The following is an 18,323-nucleotide window of genomic DNA, read 5'->3' as shown; positions in this document are numbered from 1 at the left end:
TGTCGCGTCGTGAGGTTCACGGTCGAGGTGCGTCTAGTACAGCGCGCGCACGGTTTCGATGGTGTCGGCTTCGGCCGGGCCTTTGTCGTCTCGGTAGCGCACCACCCGGGCGAACCGCAGCGCCAGTCCGCCGGGGTAGCGCGAGGACCCTTGGACACCATCGAACGCGATCTCGACGACCTGCTCGGGGCGCACCTTCACCACGTACTCGTCGGTCGCGCCGACGGCCAGTTCGGTGAACCGAGCGGTCTGCCAGTCCAGCATGGCGTCGGTCATGCCCTTGAATGTCTTGCCCAGCATCACAAATCCACCGGTGGCCGGGTCGCGCGCGCCCAGGTGAATATTGGAGAGCTTGCCGCGACGGCGCCCCGAACCCCACTCCACGGCGAGCACCACCAGGTCGAGGGTGTGCACCGGCTTGACCTTCAGCCAGCCCGCTCCGCGACGGCCGGCAAGGTAGGACGCGGTCGGTGACTTGGCCATTACCCCCTCGTGGCCGGCGTCGAGCGTCGCTTGCAGGAAGTCGGCGGCTGCTGCCGCGTCGGAGGTGACCAGCCGGTCGACCCGGTGTTGGGCGGGCACCAAAGCGTCCAGTTCGGCTAGCCGATCGGTGGTTGGCGCGTCGAGCAGGTCGACGCCGTCTCGATGCAGCAGGTCGAAGAAGAACACCGAAAGTGGTTGTGTTGCGTGGGCTGCTGCGACATCGACCGACCGGCCGAACCTCGACGCGGTGACCTGGAAACGGTGGGGGCGGTTGTCCGCGCGCAGCGCGATCGCCTCGCCGTCGGCGATGAAGTCGCGCACCGGTAGTGCCAGCGTCGCCTCCACGACCTCCGGAAGTCGCGCGGTGACATCGTCGAGGCTTCGGGTGTAGACCGTGACCTCGTCGCCGGCCCGGTGGATCTGCACTCGGGCTCCGTCCAGCTTTGCTTCGAAAATGGTTGTGCCGCCATGGCGTTCGAGCGCGTCGCCTACACCGGTCGAGGTCTGTGCGAGCATGGGGCCGACCGGCCGGCCCACCCGTAGCGTGAATGCGTCCAGAGCTGGGGCGCCACCGGATAAACCCGCTGCCGCCACTGCCGGCAGATCCCCGCCAAGCATCGCCGCACGCTGCACCGCGGTGGCGGGGATGCCGGCGGCCTTGGCGACGGCGTCGGCCATGATTCCGGCGAGCGCGCCCTGGCGCAGCTCACCGCCCAGCAGCCGGAGCAGAAAGGTCTGCTCGGATTCGGTTGCCGCGGAAAACAATTGCGCGATCAGCGCCGCGCGCCGTGCCTGTGACCCCTTTCCGGATACCGCGCCGATTTCGGAGAAGGTGGCATCGACACCCGCGACGGTCAGCACCGGATCCGACGCCGGCGGAGGTAGCGACCGCAAGGCCGCCCAGCCAACACCGATCTGGCGTTGCCGTAGTTCCCCGGACAGCCACGACACGATGATCGCGACCACCTCGGCATCGGTTGCGGCGCGCTGCAGCAGCTCGGCGATGCGCGCGACCTTGGTCAGACGCGACGAGGTGCCGCCCACGTTAAGCGATGTGCTTGCTACGTCGACTAGGAGCACTGTGAAAGCTTGGCATGGCTCGCCGACAAACCCGCAGAGCGGACACGCTAGCGTTACAGATTGCATGGATTCTGACAAGCCGCAAAAGGGAGGTCCGGATGGAGATCAACGGGAAGAAGGTCGTCGTCATCGGCGGCGCGTCGGGGATGGGACGTGCCAGCGCCGAACTGTTGGCCGAGCGTGGGGCGCAGGTTGCCGTGCTCGATCGTGAGGGATCCGACGGCAAGGCCGTTGCCGACGGGCTCGGCGGCAAGTTCTATCCGGTCGACGTCACCGACTTCACCGGAACCGAGCAGACGCTACACAATGCGGTCGACGACCTGGGCGGCCTGCACGTCACGGTGACCACCGCGGGCGGCGGCATCGCCAAGCGCACCATGACCAAGTCCGGCCCCCACGATCTCGAATCCTTCCGCGCCGTGGTGGATCTCAACCTCATCGCAACCTTCAACATCAACCGGCTTGCCGCGGCACACATGAGCAAGAACGAACCAGAGGACCCCGAAACAACCGGTGAGCGGGGCGTCATCATCAACACCGCTTCGATCGCTGCGTTCGAAGGGCAGATCGGGCAGGTCGCCTACTCCGCCGCCAAGGCGGGTATTGCGGGCATGTGCCTGACGATGGCGCGAGACCTGGGGTCATTGGGCATCCGCGTGCTGGCCATCGCTCCGAGCTTGTTCTTGACGGGTCTGACCGCGATGGTTCCCGAGGACATGGCGGCCGCCCTGGTCCGCGATGCGGCGTTTCCGAAGCGCATGGGTCGGCCCGAGGAGTACGCCAAGTTGGTGGCGGCCATTGTGGACAACCCGATGCTCAACGGTCAGTGCCTGCGACTGGACGCGGGCCAGCGGTTCGCGCCCAAGTAACCGCGAGAGCCCTCGTCGCATTAAGTACACTCTTTAGCGTGTAGCTCGGCGACGAGGAGGGCCCCTGATGGGTATCGCACTGACCGACGACCATCGCGAACTCGCCGAGGTAGCCCGCGCGTTCTTGACCTCGCAGAAGGCGCGCTGGGCGGCGCGCTCCCTGCTCGATGCGCCCGACGAGGCCCGACCGCCGTTTTGGCCGAACCTGGTCGAGCTCGGCTGGCTTGGTCTGCACATCGACGAGGAGCACGGCGGCTCAGGCTACGGACTTCCCGAACTCGTGGTGGTGATCGAAGAACTCGGCCGCGCGATAGCGCCCGGGCCGTTCGTGCCGACGGTGATCGCATCGGCCGTGATCGCGAAAGAGGGTACGGCCGAGCAAAAAGCTCGGCTGCTGCCAGGACTGATCGACGGAACCGTCACCGCGGGCGTTGGGCTGCGCGGCGGGGTGCAGCTGAAGGACGGTGTTGCCGACGGGGAGGCCGGGGTCGTGCTCGGTGCCGGGTTGGCTGAACTGCTGCTGATTGCCGCCGGTGATGACGTGCTGGTATTGGACCGTGGGCGCGACGGCGTGTCCGTGGATGTTCCGGAGAATTTCGATCCGACCCGGCGTTCCGGACGTGTCCGGCTGCAGAACGTGAGCGTGGTCGCCGCTGACATCCTGCCGGGTGCGCGGGAGTCGGCGCTGGCGCGCGCCCGGACATTGCTGGCCGCCGAGGCGGTCGGCGGCGCGGCTGACTGCGTCGACGCCGCCGTCGACTACGCCAAGGTGCGTCAGCAGTTTGGCCGCACCATTGCGACTTTCCAAGCGGTGAAACATCATTGCGCGAATATGTTGGTTGCCGCCGAGTCGGCGATCGCCGCGGTATGGGACGCCGCGCGCGCGGCAGAAGACGACCCATCAGAGGGCGAGGCACAGTTCCGTCTGATCGCAGCGGTGGCGGCGGCGTTGGCGTTCCCTGCCTACGCGCGCAATGCCGAACTCAACATCCAGGTGCACGGCGGCATCGGCTTCACCTGGGAGCACGATGCGCATCTGCATCTGCGACGCGCGCTGGTGATCGCTGCGTTGTTCGGCGGAGACGCGCCCGCCGCAGACGTTTTCAACGGCACCGCGGCTGGAGTCACCCGCGCCAACAGCCTTGACCTGCCGCCCGAGGCTGAAGAATTGCGCACCCAGATCCGCGCCGACGCGGCCGAGATTGCGGCCTTGGACAAGGAGGCGCAGCTGGACAAGCTGATCGAGACGGGCTATGTGATGCCGCACTGGCCCAAGCCGTGGGGATTGGCGGCCGACGCCGTCAAGCAGTTGGTGATCGAGGAAGAATTTCGCGCGGCGGGCATCAAGCGCCCGGACTACTCGATCACTGGATGGGTGATCCTGACCTTGATCCAACACGGAACCCCTTGGCAAATAGAACGATTCGTTGAGAAGGCGCTGCGTCAGGACGAGGTCTGGTGCCAACTGTTCTCCGAGCCCGAAGCCGGGTCGGATGCCGCCTCGGTCAAGACCCGCGCCACTCGGGTGGACGGCGGTTGGAAGATCAACGGGCAGAAGGTGTGGACCAGTGGGGCGCAGTACTGCGCACGTGGCTTGGCCACCGTGCGCACCGACCCCGATGCGCCCAAGCACGCCGGCATTACAACGGTGATCGTCGACATGAAGGGCGCGGGCGTCGAGGTGCGCCCGCTGCGGCAGATCACCGGCGGCTCGGAATTCAACGAAGTGTTCTTCAACGACCTTTTTGTTCCCGACGAGGACGTCGTCGGCGCGCCCAATTCGGGGTGGACGGTCGCGCGGGCCACGCTGGGCAACGAGCGGGTCAGCATCGGCGGCAGTGGGGGATACTACGAGGGTCTAGGGGCGAAACTGGTGAAGCGGGTACTACAGCGGCCAGATGCCTTGGCGGGTGGGCGAATACGGGTCGGTTCGTTCCTCGCCGATGATCACGCGCTGCGACTGTTGAACCTGCGCCGCGCGGCCCGCAGCGTCGAAGGTGCGGGCCCGGGGCCGGAAGGCAACGTCACCAAGCTCAAGCTGGCCGAGCACATGATCGAGGGCGCGGCGATCTCGGCAGCGCTGCTGGGTCCCGACATCGCGCTGCTCGACGGGCCGGGTGCGCTAGGCGGCCGGATGGTCATGGGTGCCCGCGGCATGGCGATCGCCGGTGGCACCTCGGAGGTCGCCCGCAACCAGATCGCCGAGCGGATCCTCGGCATGCCCCGCGACCCGCTGATCAGCTGAGTTCGCTGGCGAGCAGACGCAGAATCGCCTCAAAATCAAAGATTTTGGGCGATTCTGCGTCTGCTCGCGCCACTAGGCCGGGGCGAACAACGGTGCGCCGCCGGGACCCTTCTCCGGTCGCATCTCGACGGGCATTCCGCACGTCACCGAATCTGGCTGGCAATCAACAATATTGGCTGCTACGCGAAGCCCACTCTGCTCGCTGAGCTCGACGATGGCGATCACATAAGGCGTTGGCACATCCGGGTTATACGGGTGGTAATTGACCGTGTAGGTGAACACCGTGCCATGCCCGGACACCGGGCGCGCGACTAGCGGGCCACCGCAATCCGGGCATTCGCCCGCGGCAGGATGCACCCAGCGGGCGCATCCGTCGCAGTGCTCGATGAGCAGCTGGGAAGTCGGCTCGGCTGGCACGACCAATACAGTACACTCTATTGGTCCGGTGTCCGCCGCACGCCTACGGACGGTGCAGATGAGCTACTTCGAGAAAGACGCGATCTTGTCCGGCATCGGCATTTCGCGAGTCGGTCGTCGTACCGGCATCCCGGGGCTGGAGCTGACCATGGAGGCGGTGCGGGCCGCCATCGATGACGCCGGCCTAGCCGCCGCCGATATCGACGGCATTGCGACCTTGGGCGACACTCCGGCTGGCGAGGTCAACGCCGAACTGCGGGTCGAGGCTGCGGACTGTGGAACCGGATTCGGCACCGGCGGCCTGCTGAGTCCGGTCATGTCGGCGTGCCGCGCGGTCTCGGAACGCCGCGCGCGGCATGTGGTCGTCTACCGGACCATTCAAATGCTCGGCGGTACCGTGCCCGTCAAACCGCAAGAGGACGCGCCCCCGCCGCCGCTTGCGCGGATGCTCGATGTGCCCGAAGGTGCTCCACGGCCGGCTGTGGGTCCGATGGACGACATCACCGATCTGGTTGCGGCCCAGGCTTACTCCGCTGCGAATTGGCTGGCCCTGAACTGCCGACGCCACATGGAATTGTATGGAACCACCAAGGAGCAATTGGGCTGGCTGGCTCTCAACGGCCGGCGCAACGCGGCGCTGAATCCCCTCGCGGTCTATCGCGACCCGATGACGATGGCCGACTATCTGGGCGCCCGATTGGTGTCGACACCGTTCGGGTTGCTGGATTGCGATGTGCCCGTTGACGGCTCCATCGCGGTGGTGGTCTCTGGCGCGGACTACGCCCGCGACTGCCCGCACCGAGTCGTTGCGGTCGAGGCGATCGGCGGGTCCGACGGTGCCGGCGGCTGGTTCCACCGCCATGATTACCCCAAGATGGCGATGTCCGATGCCGCGGCGCAGATGTGGTCGCGGACGGAATTGAGGCCCACCGACCTTGACGTCGCCCAGTTATACGACGGTTTCACGTTTCTCACGATCGCATGGTTGGAAGCCCTTGGAATATGTGCCGACGGCGAGGCCGGCCCGTTCGTCGAGGGCGGTGCGCGAATCGCCCGAGAAGGCGAACTACCCCTCAACACCTATGGTGGCCAACTCTCGGCGGGGCGCATGCACGGTTACTGGGCACTGCACGAAGGATGCTTGCAGCTGCGCGGCGAAGCGGGGGAGCGGCAAGTATCGCAACGACCGGAGGTCGGCGTGGTTTCGGTAGGCGGCGGTCCGGTGGCCGGATGCATGTTGCTCACATGTTGAGCCCTCGATGAGTTCCGACGCCGACATCCCGCGGACGGACAGCCGAGCTTCGAAGATCGCCCGCCGCATCGAGGCGGATATCGTACGCCGCGGTTGGCCCGTCGGAGAATCGCTGGGTTCCGAACAAGCTCTGCAACAACGCTTTTGCGTGAGCCGATCGGTCCTACGCGAAGCCGTTCGCCTCGTCGAGCACCATCAGGTTGCCCGGATGCGGCGCGGACCCAGCGGCGGGCTGCTCGTTTGTGAGCCCGATGCCGGCCCGGCGACCCGCGCCGTCGTCATCTATCTCGAATACCTGGGCACCACGCTCGGCGACCTGCTCAACGCGCGGCTGGTGCTCGAGCCGTTGGCGGCCGCTCTCGCCGCAGAGCACATCGACGAAACCGGCATCGAGGCGTTGCGCGCAGTCCTACGCGCCGAGGAACAGTGGCATCCCGGTATGCCCGCACCACGGGAGGAGTTTCACGTCGCACTCGCTGAGCGCTCGAAAAACCCTGTGTTACAGCTATTTATCGATGTCTTGATGAGGCTGACCAAGCGATATGCATTTGAATCGCAGACCGCGTCGGAAAATGAGGCCATCGAAGCGGTCGACCAGATGCACCATGCGCATTCCGACATCGTCGCAGCGGTCACCGCGGGCGATTCAGCACGCGCCAGGACGCTCACCGAGCGACACGTGCAGGCGGTGACCGCCTGGCTGCAGGAGCACCAGGACGGGGCCGATGCCACGGCACGGGTACGCGGGCCGCGCCGAGCACGACTCGAAATCGATGCCCCCCGAGGCAAACTCGCCGAGGTGTTGGCGGTCACGATTAGCGACGATATCGCCGCCAGCGGCTGGCACGTCGGTTCGGTTTTCGGGACAGAGGCCGCGCTGCTGGAGCGCTACCGAGTGAGTCGGTCGGTGCTGCGCGAAGCCGTGCGGCTGCTCGAATATCACACGATCGCGCGGATGCGCCGGGGACCGGGCGGCGGTCTGATCGTCACACAACCCCAGGCGCAGGCGAGCATTGACACGATCGCACTCTACCTGCAGTACCGCAAACCCAGCCGTGAAGATCTGCGCTGCGTCCGCGATGCCATCGAGATCGACAATGTGGCCAGAGTCGTCAGGCGGCGCTCCGAACCTGAGGTCGCGGCCTTCCTTCAACCGAACCTTCAACCGAATCGACCCGCCCCCACTCAAGCAACAGCACGAGCAACAGACGATCTGCGTAAGGCCGCGGTCGAGGAGTTCCGCTTCCACGTCGGGCTGTCCCAGTTGGCCGGCAATTCTTTGCTCGAGCTATTTCTCCGGATAATCGTCGAATTGTTCCGCCGTCACTGGTCCAGCAGCGGCCAGGCACTGCCGACTTGGAGCGACGTGGTCGCCGTGGAACACGCCCACGAGCGGATTCTCGAGGCAATCAGCATTGGCGACGACAGCCTGGCCCGCTACCGCGTCCGTCGCCATTTGGACGCCGCCGCGTCCTGGTGGTTGTAGTTCGACCCGCCCGAGAATCCGGTGGTGCGCATAGCTAACACATGTCTGGGGTATGTAGATAAACATATCGATCGCCGGTCCAATAGAGGGCCGGCATATTTACGCAAGCGGGAGCGCTAGATGGCTTCGATCACCGAGACGAAGCAGCGAGGCTTCGTCCATTGCGCGCTGTTCTACCACTCCCAAAGGGAATATCTGGATTTCGTGGTGCGCTTCGTTGCCAGCGGGTTCGCGGTCGACGAGCCCGTCCTGGTCGCAGTACCGGGCGACCTGCTGGCGCTATTGCGTCCGGAGTTGAATGCCGCCCGCGCGGGATCGACCGCCGAGTTGCGGATGGTCGATATCACCGAGGTGGCCCGCAATCCGAGCCGATTTTTGGCAACGGAGAGTTCCTTTACCGCCAAGTACGTCGATCAACGCGTTCGGATCATCAGTCAACTTGTCTGGCCCGGTCGCACAACCGATGAATGCCTCGCCTGTGTGCAACACGAGGCGTTGAGCAACGGGGCATTAGAAAGCCAGAACGTGATGGGATTATGCCTTTACGACGCAGAGCGGCTAGACGACGATGTTCTGGCTGACGCCCGCAGCACACACCCGTTGTTCTGGAAATGCGGATCGGCCTACCGCAGCACCGAGTACGCGCCGGATGACGCCCTGGCGCGCTGCAACCAGCCGTTACCGCCCAATCCCGGCGCTGTCACCTACACGGTGCGGCAAAGCACGGACCTGCGTCCGGCTCGGTCGTTCGCGGTCGACTATGCCGGTTGGGTCGGCCTCTCGCAGGAGGGCATCAAGGACCTGCAAATGATCGCCACCGAGTTGGCCACCAACAGCTTGCAATACACCGGAGGAGCGTGCCAGCTCGCTTTCTGGCGGCAGAATGACCATCTCGTTTGTGAGGCGCGCGATGGGGGACGGCTCGATGACCCGCTGGTGGGACGCCAGCATCCGGGCACGGGCGGCACTGCCAGTCGCGGTCTATTCCTGGTCAATGCAGTGGCGGATTTGGTGCGTACCCACACCTCGGCAAATGGGACGACCATCCAGGCCTACCTTCGGCTTAACCCGTCGCAGGGATCGACGGGGTAACCGGCTGCGGCGCAACGATGGCGCCGCTGGTCAGAGTTGCGGTTTGACTCGCCTCGGGGTGACTGATGGCGGTCACCCCGAGGCGAGTGGATACTGTGCCAGCGGAACTGGCCAAATTGGCCGCAGCCAGACCGGCCGACGGCTTGAGAAGGGAGGTAAGCCGTGGGTCATCGGGCGATTCCGTTAGCGCAGCTTTGCTTCTAGATGGCGGCTTACGCTGGCGCTACGACCGCGGTGTCGCCCTGCGCTAGGGGGTGGCCACCGCTGGCACAACCCGCCAAAAGCATCGCCGCCACCGCGGCGAGCACCGCGCCGAGCATCCGTATGCCGTTCTTCCTAGCGCTCATTTTTTGTGCCTTTCGTTTGCTGGATCGGAACCGCGCTGTACAACAACCGCGGCATTCGGATGCTAACGGCGGCATAAGCGGCAGTGAATAGCCTCTTTTCGTCGACACACCGCTCTTTGGAGGTCGGTTGTCGGCGAGTGCAGGGGACGAATGGAGCATACGCTCCACAAGTGAATCCGCAATATCGGTGACGCAGGACCAACGCCCAGGTCAAAGCTACGTTGCCGCAAATATGGGTAGCCGAACTAAAAATCGCGCGGTGACTTGAGGCGACGCGTGATCTGTCACAGGATTTTTATCGATCCGCAAATTTCTCGATTTCGGATACTTGTCGTGCTGCGCCGAGTATTATGCGTCGCTTTGCGTCGATACGGCGGTCTGGCGCGGTTCATCGACCGCGCTATCGGTTTCGACGGTATGGGTCCTACGACGACGGCAGTTCCGGCGCGGGCGGCGCGGTTACCTGCTCCGAGCAGCTCGCCGCGAACACCGCAAACGCGGCGAATAACACTGCCGCTACCACTCGGGAGACCTTGCTCTTGGAGCTCATGGTTCGTGCCTTTCTTTGTTCATGCATCAGCGTGGTTGGTTTGCTATGAACACCGCCTGCGATGCTATCCCCGCATTACGCCCTCTGAGCGTCGTTTCGCCGCATTGCGCAACGAATTGGGTTCCCCTTCGCGAACTTTCACCGACAGTGCGCATACCTCATGCCGAGGATCTGGAATACGTCGAGCCGCCGGGGACCAACCGATTATTCGGCCACCCGATGCGCTTGCCGCGGAATCGCCGGCAGCGCAGTGGTCCCCGGCGGATCCCCCGACGTTGTGGGTGAAACGCCAGCGTGTGCCAGCTAGCCGACGGCAGCCGCGGGCACCGGGTTGGCGGGCACCTCGACGTTGGGTGTCCTTTGTGCCGCGCACCCCGCCGCCAGCAGTGCGAGTACGGTGGCCAGTCCCGCGACCACCATCCGAACCGTTTGCCTGGTCTTCTTTGCGCTCATCGGCCGCGCCTTTCCTTGCTAGACCGCACCCGTCGGCGGCGTCCGCCGCCATCAGATGCTATCGCCACGAGCTACTGTGCCGAGGCGTTTTTGCATCTTGGTCCCAGAGCCGGCAGGACGCTGGAAACGAACTTGCGGCGCCGGAACGCGGCGTCTAATGTCACCGCTCGTGCGTCGTCTTGAGCGTGCCGTAGTAGCCAGCACCCACAGCGGGGTCTGATCCAGACCGACCCCCGCTGTGGGTCGGAAGCTACTGCCGTCGGTCGCCCCTGCTAGCCAGAGAAGACCCGGCGCAATGACAATCCGCTCGCTGAATCTCAATCTCCCCGGCGGTTCGTCGCGCCAGTGCGACGCCAACGCTTGGTTCGGCTATCACTTCGGGACTGCGTTACCGCGTGGGCTGCGAGAGCAGGCCGACGCCATGTCGTGGGAAAACTTCGTTGCGACCTACAGCTACAGCGCCGGCCCCCTGCGGCTAGGGCACTGGGCCTGCACCGACGCGGCTCGGCCCGCCGGGCGGCTCGGTCCGCAAGCCCGCAACTATCGGGCGATGATCGCCGACGGCGATCGCATCAGTACGTCAACCGCCGCCGCCAGCGGACCGATCGCGGCGCTCACCGCGATGTTGCACGACCGTGGGATCAAGTTCGAGACACTGCAGTTCCATCAGATGCAATCGGGTGCGTGCACCGCCACTTTTGTCTGCGGCACCAACGGGCTTCGCGTTGAGTGGTCCATGGGCTCGGCCGACGACCCCACTCAATCTGCCCTTCGTGCAGTGATCGCCTGCGCTAACCGGCTGCTGGGCTAAATCCGCCGACCAGACGCAAAATCGCCCTGGACCGAGCGTTCCAGGGCGATTTTGCGTCTCCTCGCGAGGAGAAGGCGGCTAGAGCCGGCGCAGGACTATCGGCATCCCGTCCATCGGAATCGGCATGCCGCCGTAATCCCAGTGCGCCTGGTAGTCGGGCCTGGAGAGTTCCAGCCGGTACCGGCGTAGCAGCCGATGCAGGATCGTCTTGATCTCCAACTGGCCAAACACCATCCCGATGCACTTGTGCGCACCGCCGCCGAACGGCGTGAACGCATAACGATGCCGCTTGTGCTCGTTGCGCGGCTCGGTGAACCGCTCCGGGTCGAACTTCATTGGGTCCGTCCACAACTCCGGCAGGCGATGATTCATCCCGGGATAGGCGACGACGTTTGTGCCTTTCGGTAGGTAGTAGCCCAGCAGGTCGGTGTCGCGCACCGCCTGGCGCATCGCCCATTGCACGGGCGTCACCAGACGGATCGACTCGTTCATCACCAGATCAAGCGACTCCAGCTTCTCCAGCGATTCGATGTCGAGCGGCCCGTCGCCCAGGCGATCCGATTCGTCGCGGCAGCGGTCCTGCCATTCCGGGTGGGCGGCCAGGTGGTACACCATCGTGGTTGCCGTGGATGTCGACGTGTCGTGGGCGGCCATCATCAAGAAGATCATGTGGTTGACGATGTCCTCGTCGGAGAACCGGTTGCCGTCCTCGTCCTCGGTTTGACACAGCACCGTCAGCAGGTCGTTGCCCTCTTCGCCGCGGCGCTCCTTGACTCGTTCTTCGAAGTAGTTCTCCAGCAGCTCACGCGCCTTGATGCCACGCCACCAGGTGAACGGCGGCACGCTGGTGCGGATGATCGCGTTCCCGGCGCGTGTCGTCGTGGTGAAGGCCTTGTTCACCTTCGTCACCAGCTCGCGGTCGGTACCCGGCTCGTGGCCCATGAACACCATCGAGGCGATGTCGAGCGTGAGCTCCTTCATAGCCGGATAGAGAAGGAAGCGCGGATCGTTTGTCACCCAGTCATCGACAATGACGTGCGACACCACTTGGTCCATGTGCTCGACGTAGCCGGCTAGCCGCGACCGGACAAACGCTTCCTGCATGATCCGCCGGTGAAACATGTGCTCGTCAAAGTCGAGCAGCATCAGCCCGCGGTGAAAAAACGGCCCGATCACCGGGACCCAGCCCTGTTGCGAGTAGTCCTTGTTGCGGTTGGCGTAGATGGTCTGCGCGGCGTCCGGGCCCAGGGCCGCGACGGCCGGCAGGATTGGGGAATCGGCGAATATCACCGGACCCTTGGTTTGGTACATGAACATCAGGTAGTCAGGTCCGCCGCGCAAGATCTCGATGAGATGCCCAATGATCGGCAACCCCGCGTCACCGAGGACCGGTTTGAGGTCGCTGTCCGGCGGCGGGTCCGCCAGCGTCTTCTCCGGGAATTGAGTCTTCCGCAGCGTGCGTTCCAGCAGACCCATGCCGGGGAAGTTGTTGATTGACGGGGTTAACCGACGTTTGGCTTGGTCAACAAGGTATGTTGGGGTGCTAATTGTCGCCATTGACACTCCTTATCGGTTGCAGCAGCCGCCACTATCAATTATGCTTCGGACGACCTTGACGCATGTCAAGTTCCCTTTTTGCGCGACGTGGTGCAAGGTCAGGGGGTGATTACCGGTGCCGACTGGGGAGAGCGGGGCGTTCAGGCATTTCGACGGCGTGGCGACAAGCATCGCCAAGCGATTATGCAGGCGGTGCGCGAACTCCTCCAGGAGAGGCCGTTCGCCGAGTTGTCGGTCAGCATGATCAGCAACCGAGCCGGTGTGGCCCGGTCGGGTTTCTACTTCTACTTCGAGTCCAAGTACTCGGTGCTTGCCCAAATCCTGGCCGAGGTCGCGAGCGATCTCGAAGAACGCACGGAGCACTTCGGCCCTCGGCAACCGGGCGAGTCGCCGGAGCAGTTCGCCAAGCGGATGGTCGCCAGTGCGGCCGCCGTCTATGCGCACGCCAAACCGCTGATGACGGCTTGCAATACCGCCCGCCACAGCGATGCCGAGATAAGCGAGATCCTCGAGCAGCAGTTTGAGGGTGTGCTGCGCGCGCTTGTCGGGATTGTCAAAACCGAGGTGAAGGCCGGGACAGCGCACCCCATCAGCGAGGATCTCCCCACGCTGATCCGCACCCTGGCGGCCACCACCGCACAAATGCTCACCGGTGATCCATTTTTTGTGGGCCGCAACGACGACGTAGAGCGTCGTGTGCAGGTGCTTGAGCAGATGTGGCTAAACGCGTTGTGGGGTGGTAGGCCGCGGTAGCGGCTAAATCGCGACGGCCGTCGCCGCCGCCCTCATCGATCGACCTGTAGCAGCACCTGATCGCTCGCGATGGGAGCCGACTCTCCGTGCGCGTTGGTTGCGCAGCCTGCGGCCATGACTGCGAACGCCGCAGCCAGCGCGGCGATCAGGGCCCGGCCCATCCGATTGTCGCTTTTTGCGCTCATCGAAGCCTCCGTTCATGGATTACTGAGAAGTTTGGGATGTCAAACGCTAACGTGTTCGGCCGGTGCCGTAAATAGGTTCGCTGATGATATTCATGCAGTCATGTCCGGATGAATAATAAATTGCATCTGGCCGGATCTGGGCGGGGCGCTACAACATCGTGGATACGACTAAAACTGTTGGTGCATAACGCTTTTGGTGAGTAGACCGCTACACTGGCTTCGTTTCACGCATGCCGGCATGTATTTGTTCGATAGCACGCGCAGTGTCAAACTGATTTACACCTAAGGTCAATTATTTTGACAAATCCGAACTTTATTGGACATAGCGTTTAATGCGGCGTTCCCTGCGTCGCTAATCTCATGTGCCAGTCCCCGCTGGCCGGGGCGTGATGGGCCACGCCGTTACCGCCGGTATCGTCACCGCCATGTTGCAGACGGCATCCGGGCGGTATTTCGCGGGTAAGCGGTGTTTTGTCACCGGTGCAGCCAGCGGCATCGGGCGCGCCACCGCGTTGCGGCTTGCCGCGCAGGGCGCCGAGCTGTACTTGACCGACCGTGACTTCGACGGTCTGGCGCAAACCGTGTCCGACGCCCGCGCGCTGGGCGCACAAGTGCCCGCCCATCGGGTTCTCGATATCTCTGACTACGACGAGGTCGCCGCGTTCGCGGCCGACATCCACGCCAGTCATCCCAGCATGGACGTCTTATTGAACATCGCCGGTGTGTCGGCCTGGGGGACCGTTGACCAGCTCACCCACGACCAATGGAGCAAGATGGTCGCGATCAACCTCATGGGTCCGATCCACGTGATCGAGACATTCGTCCCGCCGATGGTGGCGGCCGGTCGGGGCGGACATCTGGTCAATGTGTCCTCGGCGGCCGGTCTCGTTGCGCTGCCCTGGCATGCGGCCTATAGCGCCAGCAAGTTCGGGCTGCGCGGGCTTTCTGAAGTGCTGCGCTTCGACCTGGCCCGGCACCGCATCGGGGTCTCCGTCGTGGTGCCGGGTGCGGTGAAGACCCCACTGGTCAACACCGTCGAGATCGCCGGCGTCGACCGCGATGATCCCAGGGTGAACCGGTGGGTCGGACGCTTCAGTGGTCATGCCGTGTCCCCGGAGAAGGCCGCCGAGAAGATCTTGGCCGGCGTCGCAAGGAACAGATACCTGATCTACACGTCGGGCGACATCCGGGCGTTGTATGCGTTCAAGCGCGTGGCTTGGTGGCCCTACAGCTTGGTGATGCGGCGGGTGAATGTGTTCTTCACGCGTGCGCTGCGGCCCGCCCCCTTACGACCCGATGCCTTGTAGGAACAAGCCGGCGATCCTGCTGCCGACGTTTTGTCCTCGGCGTGTGGTTTGTTGGCCCAGCCGAATGTGCCGGACAGGACTTCTGGAATCTTTCGCAAATCATGAAGTGCGCTGGTCAGAGCCGATTGTGGGGCGGGTGCGGTGCGCTACTTCGGCATCTCAAGTTCCAGGCGCACTCCGAGTAATCGGACCGGCCGATCTAGTTCGAACAAGTCCAGAATGCGCAGGGCGGCGGCGGTGATGACGTCGGGATCGGTGGTGGGCGTCTGCAACTTGCGGATCTTGGTGCGGGTGTAAAACGTCGCGGTGCGCACGGTGACCGCGACCCGGGTGACTATCCGCGCCGACGCCACAACGTCGTTCAGCGCCCGCTGCGCGAGTTCCGTTATCGCCACGTCCATGTCGGCTCGGTCAGTGAGATCGCGGGGAAAGGTGGTGACATGGCTGCGCGACCGCGGGACCCACGGCTCGGTGCTGACCTTGGTATCGCCGCCGCCCTTGGCGAGCAACAGCAGCCAGAGTCCGGTTCGCGGGCCGAATGTGGACACCAGCAACTCGGCGTCGCCATGCGCAAGCTGCCAGACTGTCGTTATCCCAAGGGCTGCAAGCTTTTTCATTGTCTTGGGACCTACGCCCCACAGTGCGTCGACCGTGCGCTCGGCCATCAAATCCATCCAGTTCGCGTCGGTGAGCTGAAATATCCCTCCCGGTTTTGCGAACCCGGTGGCGACCTTCGCGCGCTGCTTGTTGTCGCTGATGCCGACCGAGCATGACAGGCCGGTTTCCGCCATGACGACGGTGCGGATTTGTTCGGCGACTTTGGCGGGGTCGACGGGGTTGTCGGCGTCCAGGGCGGTCACCTCGACGTATGCCTCGTCCCAGCCCCAGACCTCCACGGGGTGGCCCAGGTCGCGCAATAACCCCATCACCTCATCGGACGCCGCGTCATAGGCGGCCGGATCCGACGGCAAGAACGTGGCGTCGGGGCAAGTGCGGGCGGCTGTGCGCAGCGGCATGCCCGCCCGGACCCCGAACTTGCGGGCCTCATACGAGGCGCAGGTGACGACTTTGCGCGGTTCCGCCGGATCGCCGTTGCCACCGACGATGACCGGCAGGCCGGTGAGTTCGGGGTGTCGGCGCAGTTCGACCGCCGCCAGAAACTGATCGAGATCCACATGCAGGATCCACCGCTGTGTTCTTAACCTATCGTGATCGGTCACCGGCCGCATAGCTTGCGCGCCAGGCTTTCCCATGCGTCGCCCAGCGATTGCAGCGTATGGCCGCGATGGCTGAGCTGATGCTCGACATAGTCGACGTCGAGCAGTGCCAATAGGGCATCGGTCTGGGCATCGAGATCACCCGTTGCCCGAGCGGACCGCAGCAGCACCCGCACATGGGTGCGGTTTACCGCGGCGGCGGGCCCGTAGCGGGTCTGCGGATCACGGTTGGCCTCCGACAGCAATTCGCGGTGGGTATGCACGAAGCGGATCCGGTCCCGGCCGAACGCGACCAGTCGATCCAGTGGTGGGCCTTCAGGTCCCAGCGGCGGTGGGCCGAACAGAAAAGCCTGCTGACTGGCCCGCTCGTCCTCATCGAGAAGCACCATCATCAGACCGGCTCGGCTGCCGAACCGGCGGAACACGGTGCCCTTGCCGACGCCGGCGGCGGCGGCGACGTCGTCCATGGTGATCGCGTCGGCGCCGCGGTTGGCGACTAGGCGGCGCGCTGCCTCCAAGATGAGGGTGCGATTGCGCGCGGCGTCACCCCGCTCGCGCGGAGGCCGCTGCGGGGCCGACACTGGCAATTCGCTGAATCGCACCGCGTCGCTCACCCTTGCACTGTAACGCGGGTAGGAATAAACCGGACCACGGTCCGGTTTTGTCGTGCGAAGATGTAGACCAAGAGCTGAAGGGAACGGGAAATGTCCGACATCGAAGTCTTGGCGTTGGTAGGAAGTTTGCGTGCGGAGTCCATCAACCGCCGGATCGCCGAACTCGCGGCCGACGTCGCCCCTGACGGGGTAGCCGTCACCGTGTTCGAAGGGCTGGCGGACTTGCCGTTCTACAACGAAGACATTGACGATGCGGTCAACACTGCGGTTGACCATGCGCCGGACCCGGTAGTTGCGTTACGTGCCGCGGCGGGCGATGCGGATGCCGCGTTGGTGGTCACGCCGGAATACAACGGCAGCGTTCCCGCCGTCATCAAGAACGCGATCGACTGGCTCTCCCGACCGTTCGGCAACGGTGCGTTGAAGGACAAGCCGTTGGCCGTGATCGGTGGATCCCTGGGCCGCTTCGGTGGGGTGTGGGCGCACGACGAGACGCGCAAGTCGTTCGGCATTGCCGGCGCTCGGGTGATCGACGTCAAACTCTCGGTGCCGTTCCAAACCCTGGAGGGCAAGGCTCCTGCAGATCACGCAGAGCTTTCGGCGAACGTGCGTGATGTTGTCGGCAAGCTCGTCGCCGAGGTCAGCTGAGTTGTCGCTGTTTGGCGGTGATCTCGGCAAGCAGTGAGGTCACAACGCCGAATGCGAAGTACAGCGCTGGGAGCCACGGCGCGACGTTAAACAATGCGTTCGAGTCGGCGGCGTACCTGAATACGCCGAACTCGGCGAGGACGGCTTCGAAGACTGGACCGCCTACAGCGGCGAGCAGGCCGCAGACCGCGCCGGGACCGTCGCCCAGGGCGCACCAGGTGAGTATCGCGAGTGCATAAATGAGCACGTTCGTCGGGACCGCGGGCGCCGAGTGCGCTAAGGCGGTGATGACGTAGATGCCGAGCACGGCGGCCACTCCGGCGAGTCCATGGCGTGCGCTGACCGTGGTACGCGGCGTGGGCAGGTGCAACCGCAGTTCGGCCAGCACGACGGTCGCGGATCCGACGAGCAGGGGGAACCAGACGGGGCTGCTCCACACATACGGAATTGGGTTGGTGAGGTACTCGGTGGTGCCGGTGACGACATGAGCGTGATCGCCGATCAGTGACGCCAGCATTCCCAGCGCGAACAGCATGACGGCTTGCGGCACGTGCAGCTTCATGAGGCGCACGCTACATCAACCCAGCCGCTGCTGGTCGGTTTGCTGACGGCCGGTAGACCGTGGGTCCAGCGCCCACGTTGTCGGTGGTCGGTGATAAACCAGGCGCATGGACACCTCCCGCGGATGTTGTGATCTGCGACACGCCGAGGTGAGCCCGAAGGCAGGCCTTACGACCAGGGAATTTCAGAAATGTTATTCAGAACATCTTGTATCTCTTCTTCTTGTCACCCCCTAGGTGTAGTGTTTCGGGCACCGGCAGATCCCAAGTTCAGCCGGTCCCACCAGCTCCAAGGGGCCCATGAACTTCCCGGAATCGGCACCGCCAGATCGCGCGTCCTGGCAGCCGCAGGACGGGAATCTCGGGGCCTGACGGATCGCTGAACGTAGCGCAGATG

Annotated in this window: 19 protein-coding genes; 9 read left to right on the top strand and 10 right to left on the bottom strand. The window is 64.4% G+C overall.

The genetic code is table 11. The features are described 5' to 3' along the window. Window positions 1-33: 33 nt before the first annotated feature. Complete coding sequence (locus MSIMFI_RS20945) at window positions 34-1,563, bottom strand: ATP-dependent DNA ligase (protein ID WP_191498953.1); 1,530 nt, start codon at window positions 1,561-1,563, stop codon at window positions 34-36. 98 nt (window positions 1,564-1,661) lie between these two features. On the opposite strand from MSIMFI_RS20945, the gene MSIMFI_RS20940 reads away from it, so the two are divergent. After that, window positions 1,662-2,432 (top strand): SDR family NAD(P)-dependent oxidoreductase, encoded by a 771-nt coding sequence (locus MSIMFI_RS20940; RefSeq protein WP_186242163.1) that lies wholly within the window; start codon window positions 1,662-1,664, stop codon window positions 2,430-2,432. A gap of 67 nt (window positions 2,433-2,499) precedes the next feature. Next, entirely contained in the window at window positions 2,500-4,677 is a 2,178-nt protein-coding gene (locus tag MSIMFI_RS20935) for an acyl-CoA dehydrogenase (protein ID WP_191498952.1), read from the top strand. 72 nt (window positions 4,678-4,749) lie between these two features. Here MSIMFI_RS20935 and MSIMFI_RS20930 read toward each other — a convergent pair whose 3' ends face one another. Continuing rightward, on the bottom strand, window positions 4,750-5,094 hold the full coding sequence (locus tag MSIMFI_RS20930; RefSeq protein ID WP_191498951.1) for a Zn-ribbon domain-containing OB-fold protein: 345 nt from the start codon (window positions 5,092-5,094) through the stop codon (window positions 4,750-4,752). Window positions 5,095-5,152: 58 nt separating this feature from the next. Here MSIMFI_RS20930 and MSIMFI_RS20925 point away from each other — a divergent pair, with 58 nt between their 5' ends. The 3 genes from MSIMFI_RS20925 (at window position 5,153) to MSIMFI_RS20915 (ending at window position 8,924) form a co-directional block, all read left to right on the top strand. Further along, window positions 5,153-6,346 (top strand): thiolase family protein, encoded by a 1,194-nt coding sequence (locus MSIMFI_RS20925; protein ID WP_191498950.1) that lies wholly within the window; start codon window positions 5,153-5,155, stop codon window positions 6,344-6,346. 7 nt (window positions 6,347-6,353) lie between these two features. Continuing rightward, window positions 6,354-7,832 carry a FadR/GntR family transcriptional regulator gene (locus MSIMFI_RS20920; protein WP_191498949.1) on the top strand — a complete coding sequence of 493 codons (1,479 nt, stop codon included), beginning with the start codon at window positions 6,354-6,356 and terminating at the stop codon, window positions 7,830-7,832. A 120-nt stretch (window positions 7,833-7,952) separates the two neighbouring features. Then, on the top strand, window positions 7,953-8,924 hold the full coding sequence (locus tag MSIMFI_RS20915) for a sensor histidine kinase (protein WP_191498948.1): 972 nt from the start codon (window positions 7,953-7,955) through the stop codon (window positions 8,922-8,924). Window positions 8,925-9,136: 212 nt separating this feature from the next. Here MSIMFI_RS20915 and MSIMFI_RS29025 read toward each other — a convergent pair whose 3' ends face one another. The 3 genes from MSIMFI_RS29025 to MSIMFI_RS20910 form a co-directional block, all read right to left on the bottom strand. Then, entirely contained in the window at window positions 9,137-9,271 is a 135-nt protein-coding gene (locus MSIMFI_RS29025; RefSeq protein ID WP_260860991.1) for a hypothetical protein, read from the bottom strand. Window positions 9,272-9,695: 424 nt separating this feature from the next. Further along, complete coding sequence (locus MSIMFI_RS29020; protein WP_260860992.1) at window positions 9,696-9,821, bottom strand: hypothetical protein; 126 nt, start codon at window positions 9,819-9,821, stop codon at window positions 9,696-9,698. Window positions 9,822-10,124: 303 nt separating this feature from the next. After that, window positions 10,125-10,274, bottom strand: a complete 150-nt coding sequence (locus MSIMFI_RS20910; RefSeq protein WP_186242168.1) for a hypothetical protein — start codon at window positions 10,272-10,274, stop codon at window positions 10,125-10,127. A gap of 295 nt (window positions 10,275-10,569) precedes the next feature. Here MSIMFI_RS20910 and MSIMFI_RS20905 point away from each other — a divergent pair, with 295 nt between their 5' ends. Then, window positions 10,570-11,085 (top strand): 2-isopropylmalate synthase, encoded by a 516-nt coding sequence (locus MSIMFI_RS20905; RefSeq protein ID WP_191498947.1) that lies wholly within the window; start codon window positions 10,570-10,572, stop codon window positions 11,083-11,085. Window positions 11,086-11,163: 78 nt separating this feature from the next. On the opposite strand, the gene MSIMFI_RS20900 is transcribed toward MSIMFI_RS20905, so the two are convergent. Further along, window positions 11,164-12,642: a cytochrome P450 gene (locus MSIMFI_RS20900; RefSeq protein ID WP_191498946.1), complete on the bottom strand. Its 1,479-nt coding sequence runs from the start codon at window positions 12,640-12,642 to the stop codon at window positions 11,164-11,166. A gap of 183 nt (window positions 12,643-12,825) precedes the next feature. Between MSIMFI_RS20900 and MSIMFI_RS20895 the strand changes: the two genes are divergently transcribed. Continuing rightward, the gene (locus tag MSIMFI_RS20895; RefSeq protein WP_191499111.1) at window positions 12,826-13,395 is read left to right on the top strand and encodes a TetR/AcrR family transcriptional regulator; all 570 of its coding nucleotides are present in this window, start codon (window positions 12,826-12,828) and stop codon (window positions 13,393-13,395) included. A gap of 32 nt (window positions 13,396-13,427) precedes the next feature. On the opposite strand, the gene MSIMFI_RS20890 is transcribed toward MSIMFI_RS20895, so the two are convergent. After that, entirely contained in the window at window positions 13,428-13,580 is a 153-nt protein-coding gene (locus MSIMFI_RS20890) for a hypothetical protein (protein WP_191498945.1), read from the bottom strand. Window positions 13,581-14,005: 425 nt separating this feature from the next. Here MSIMFI_RS20890 and MSIMFI_RS20885 point away from each other — a divergent pair, with 425 nt between their 5' ends. Continuing rightward, the gene (locus MSIMFI_RS20885) at window positions 14,006-14,887 is read left to right on the top strand and encodes an SDR family oxidoreductase (RefSeq protein ID WP_191498944.1); all 882 of its coding nucleotides are present in this window, start codon (window positions 14,006-14,008) and stop codon (window positions 14,885-14,887) included. 146 nt (window positions 14,888-15,033) lie between these two features. Here MSIMFI_RS20885 and MSIMFI_RS20880 read toward each other — a convergent pair whose 3' ends face one another. Together MSIMFI_RS20880 and MSIMFI_RS20875 are read right to left on the bottom strand one after the other, a co-directional pair. Continuing rightward, entirely contained in the window at window positions 15,034-16,116 is a 1,083-nt protein-coding gene (locus MSIMFI_RS20880; RefSeq protein WP_191499110.1) for a DNA polymerase IV, read from the bottom strand. Then, window positions 16,104-16,718 carry a TetR/AcrR family transcriptional regulator gene (locus tag MSIMFI_RS20875; RefSeq protein ID WP_186242173.1) on the bottom strand — a complete coding sequence of 205 codons (615 nt, stop codon included), beginning with the start codon at window positions 16,716-16,718 and terminating at the stop codon, window positions 16,104-16,106. The genes MSIMFI_RS20880 and MSIMFI_RS20875 overlap by 13 nt, the downstream gene beginning before the upstream one ends. Before the next feature lie 90 nt (window positions 16,719-16,808). Here MSIMFI_RS20875 and MSIMFI_RS20870 point away from each other — a divergent pair, with 90 nt between their 5' ends. Further along, window positions 16,809-17,366, top strand: a complete 558-nt coding sequence (locus tag MSIMFI_RS20870) for an NAD(P)H-dependent oxidoreductase (RefSeq protein ID WP_191498943.1) — start codon at window positions 16,809-16,811, stop codon at window positions 17,364-17,366. Here the strand turns inward: MSIMFI_RS20870 and MSIMFI_RS20865 are convergent. Continuing rightward, window positions 17,359-17,928 (bottom strand): diacylglycerol-binding protein, encoded by a 570-nt coding sequence (locus tag MSIMFI_RS20865; RefSeq protein ID WP_191498942.1) that lies wholly within the window; start codon window positions 17,926-17,928, stop codon window positions 17,359-17,361. The two genes, MSIMFI_RS20870 and MSIMFI_RS20865, sit on opposite strands and share 8 nt — an antisense overlap. Between the last annotated feature and the right edge of the window lie 395 nt (window positions 17,929-18,323).

Source organism: Mycobacterium simulans, from assembly GCF_900232995.1.
Classification (GTDB): Bacteria; Actinomycetota; Actinomycetes; order Mycobacteriales; family Mycobacteriaceae; genus Mycobacterium; species Mycobacterium simulans.
Note: the sequence above shows the minus strand (reverse complement) of the source record. Positions and strands in the feature narration are given on the sequence as shown.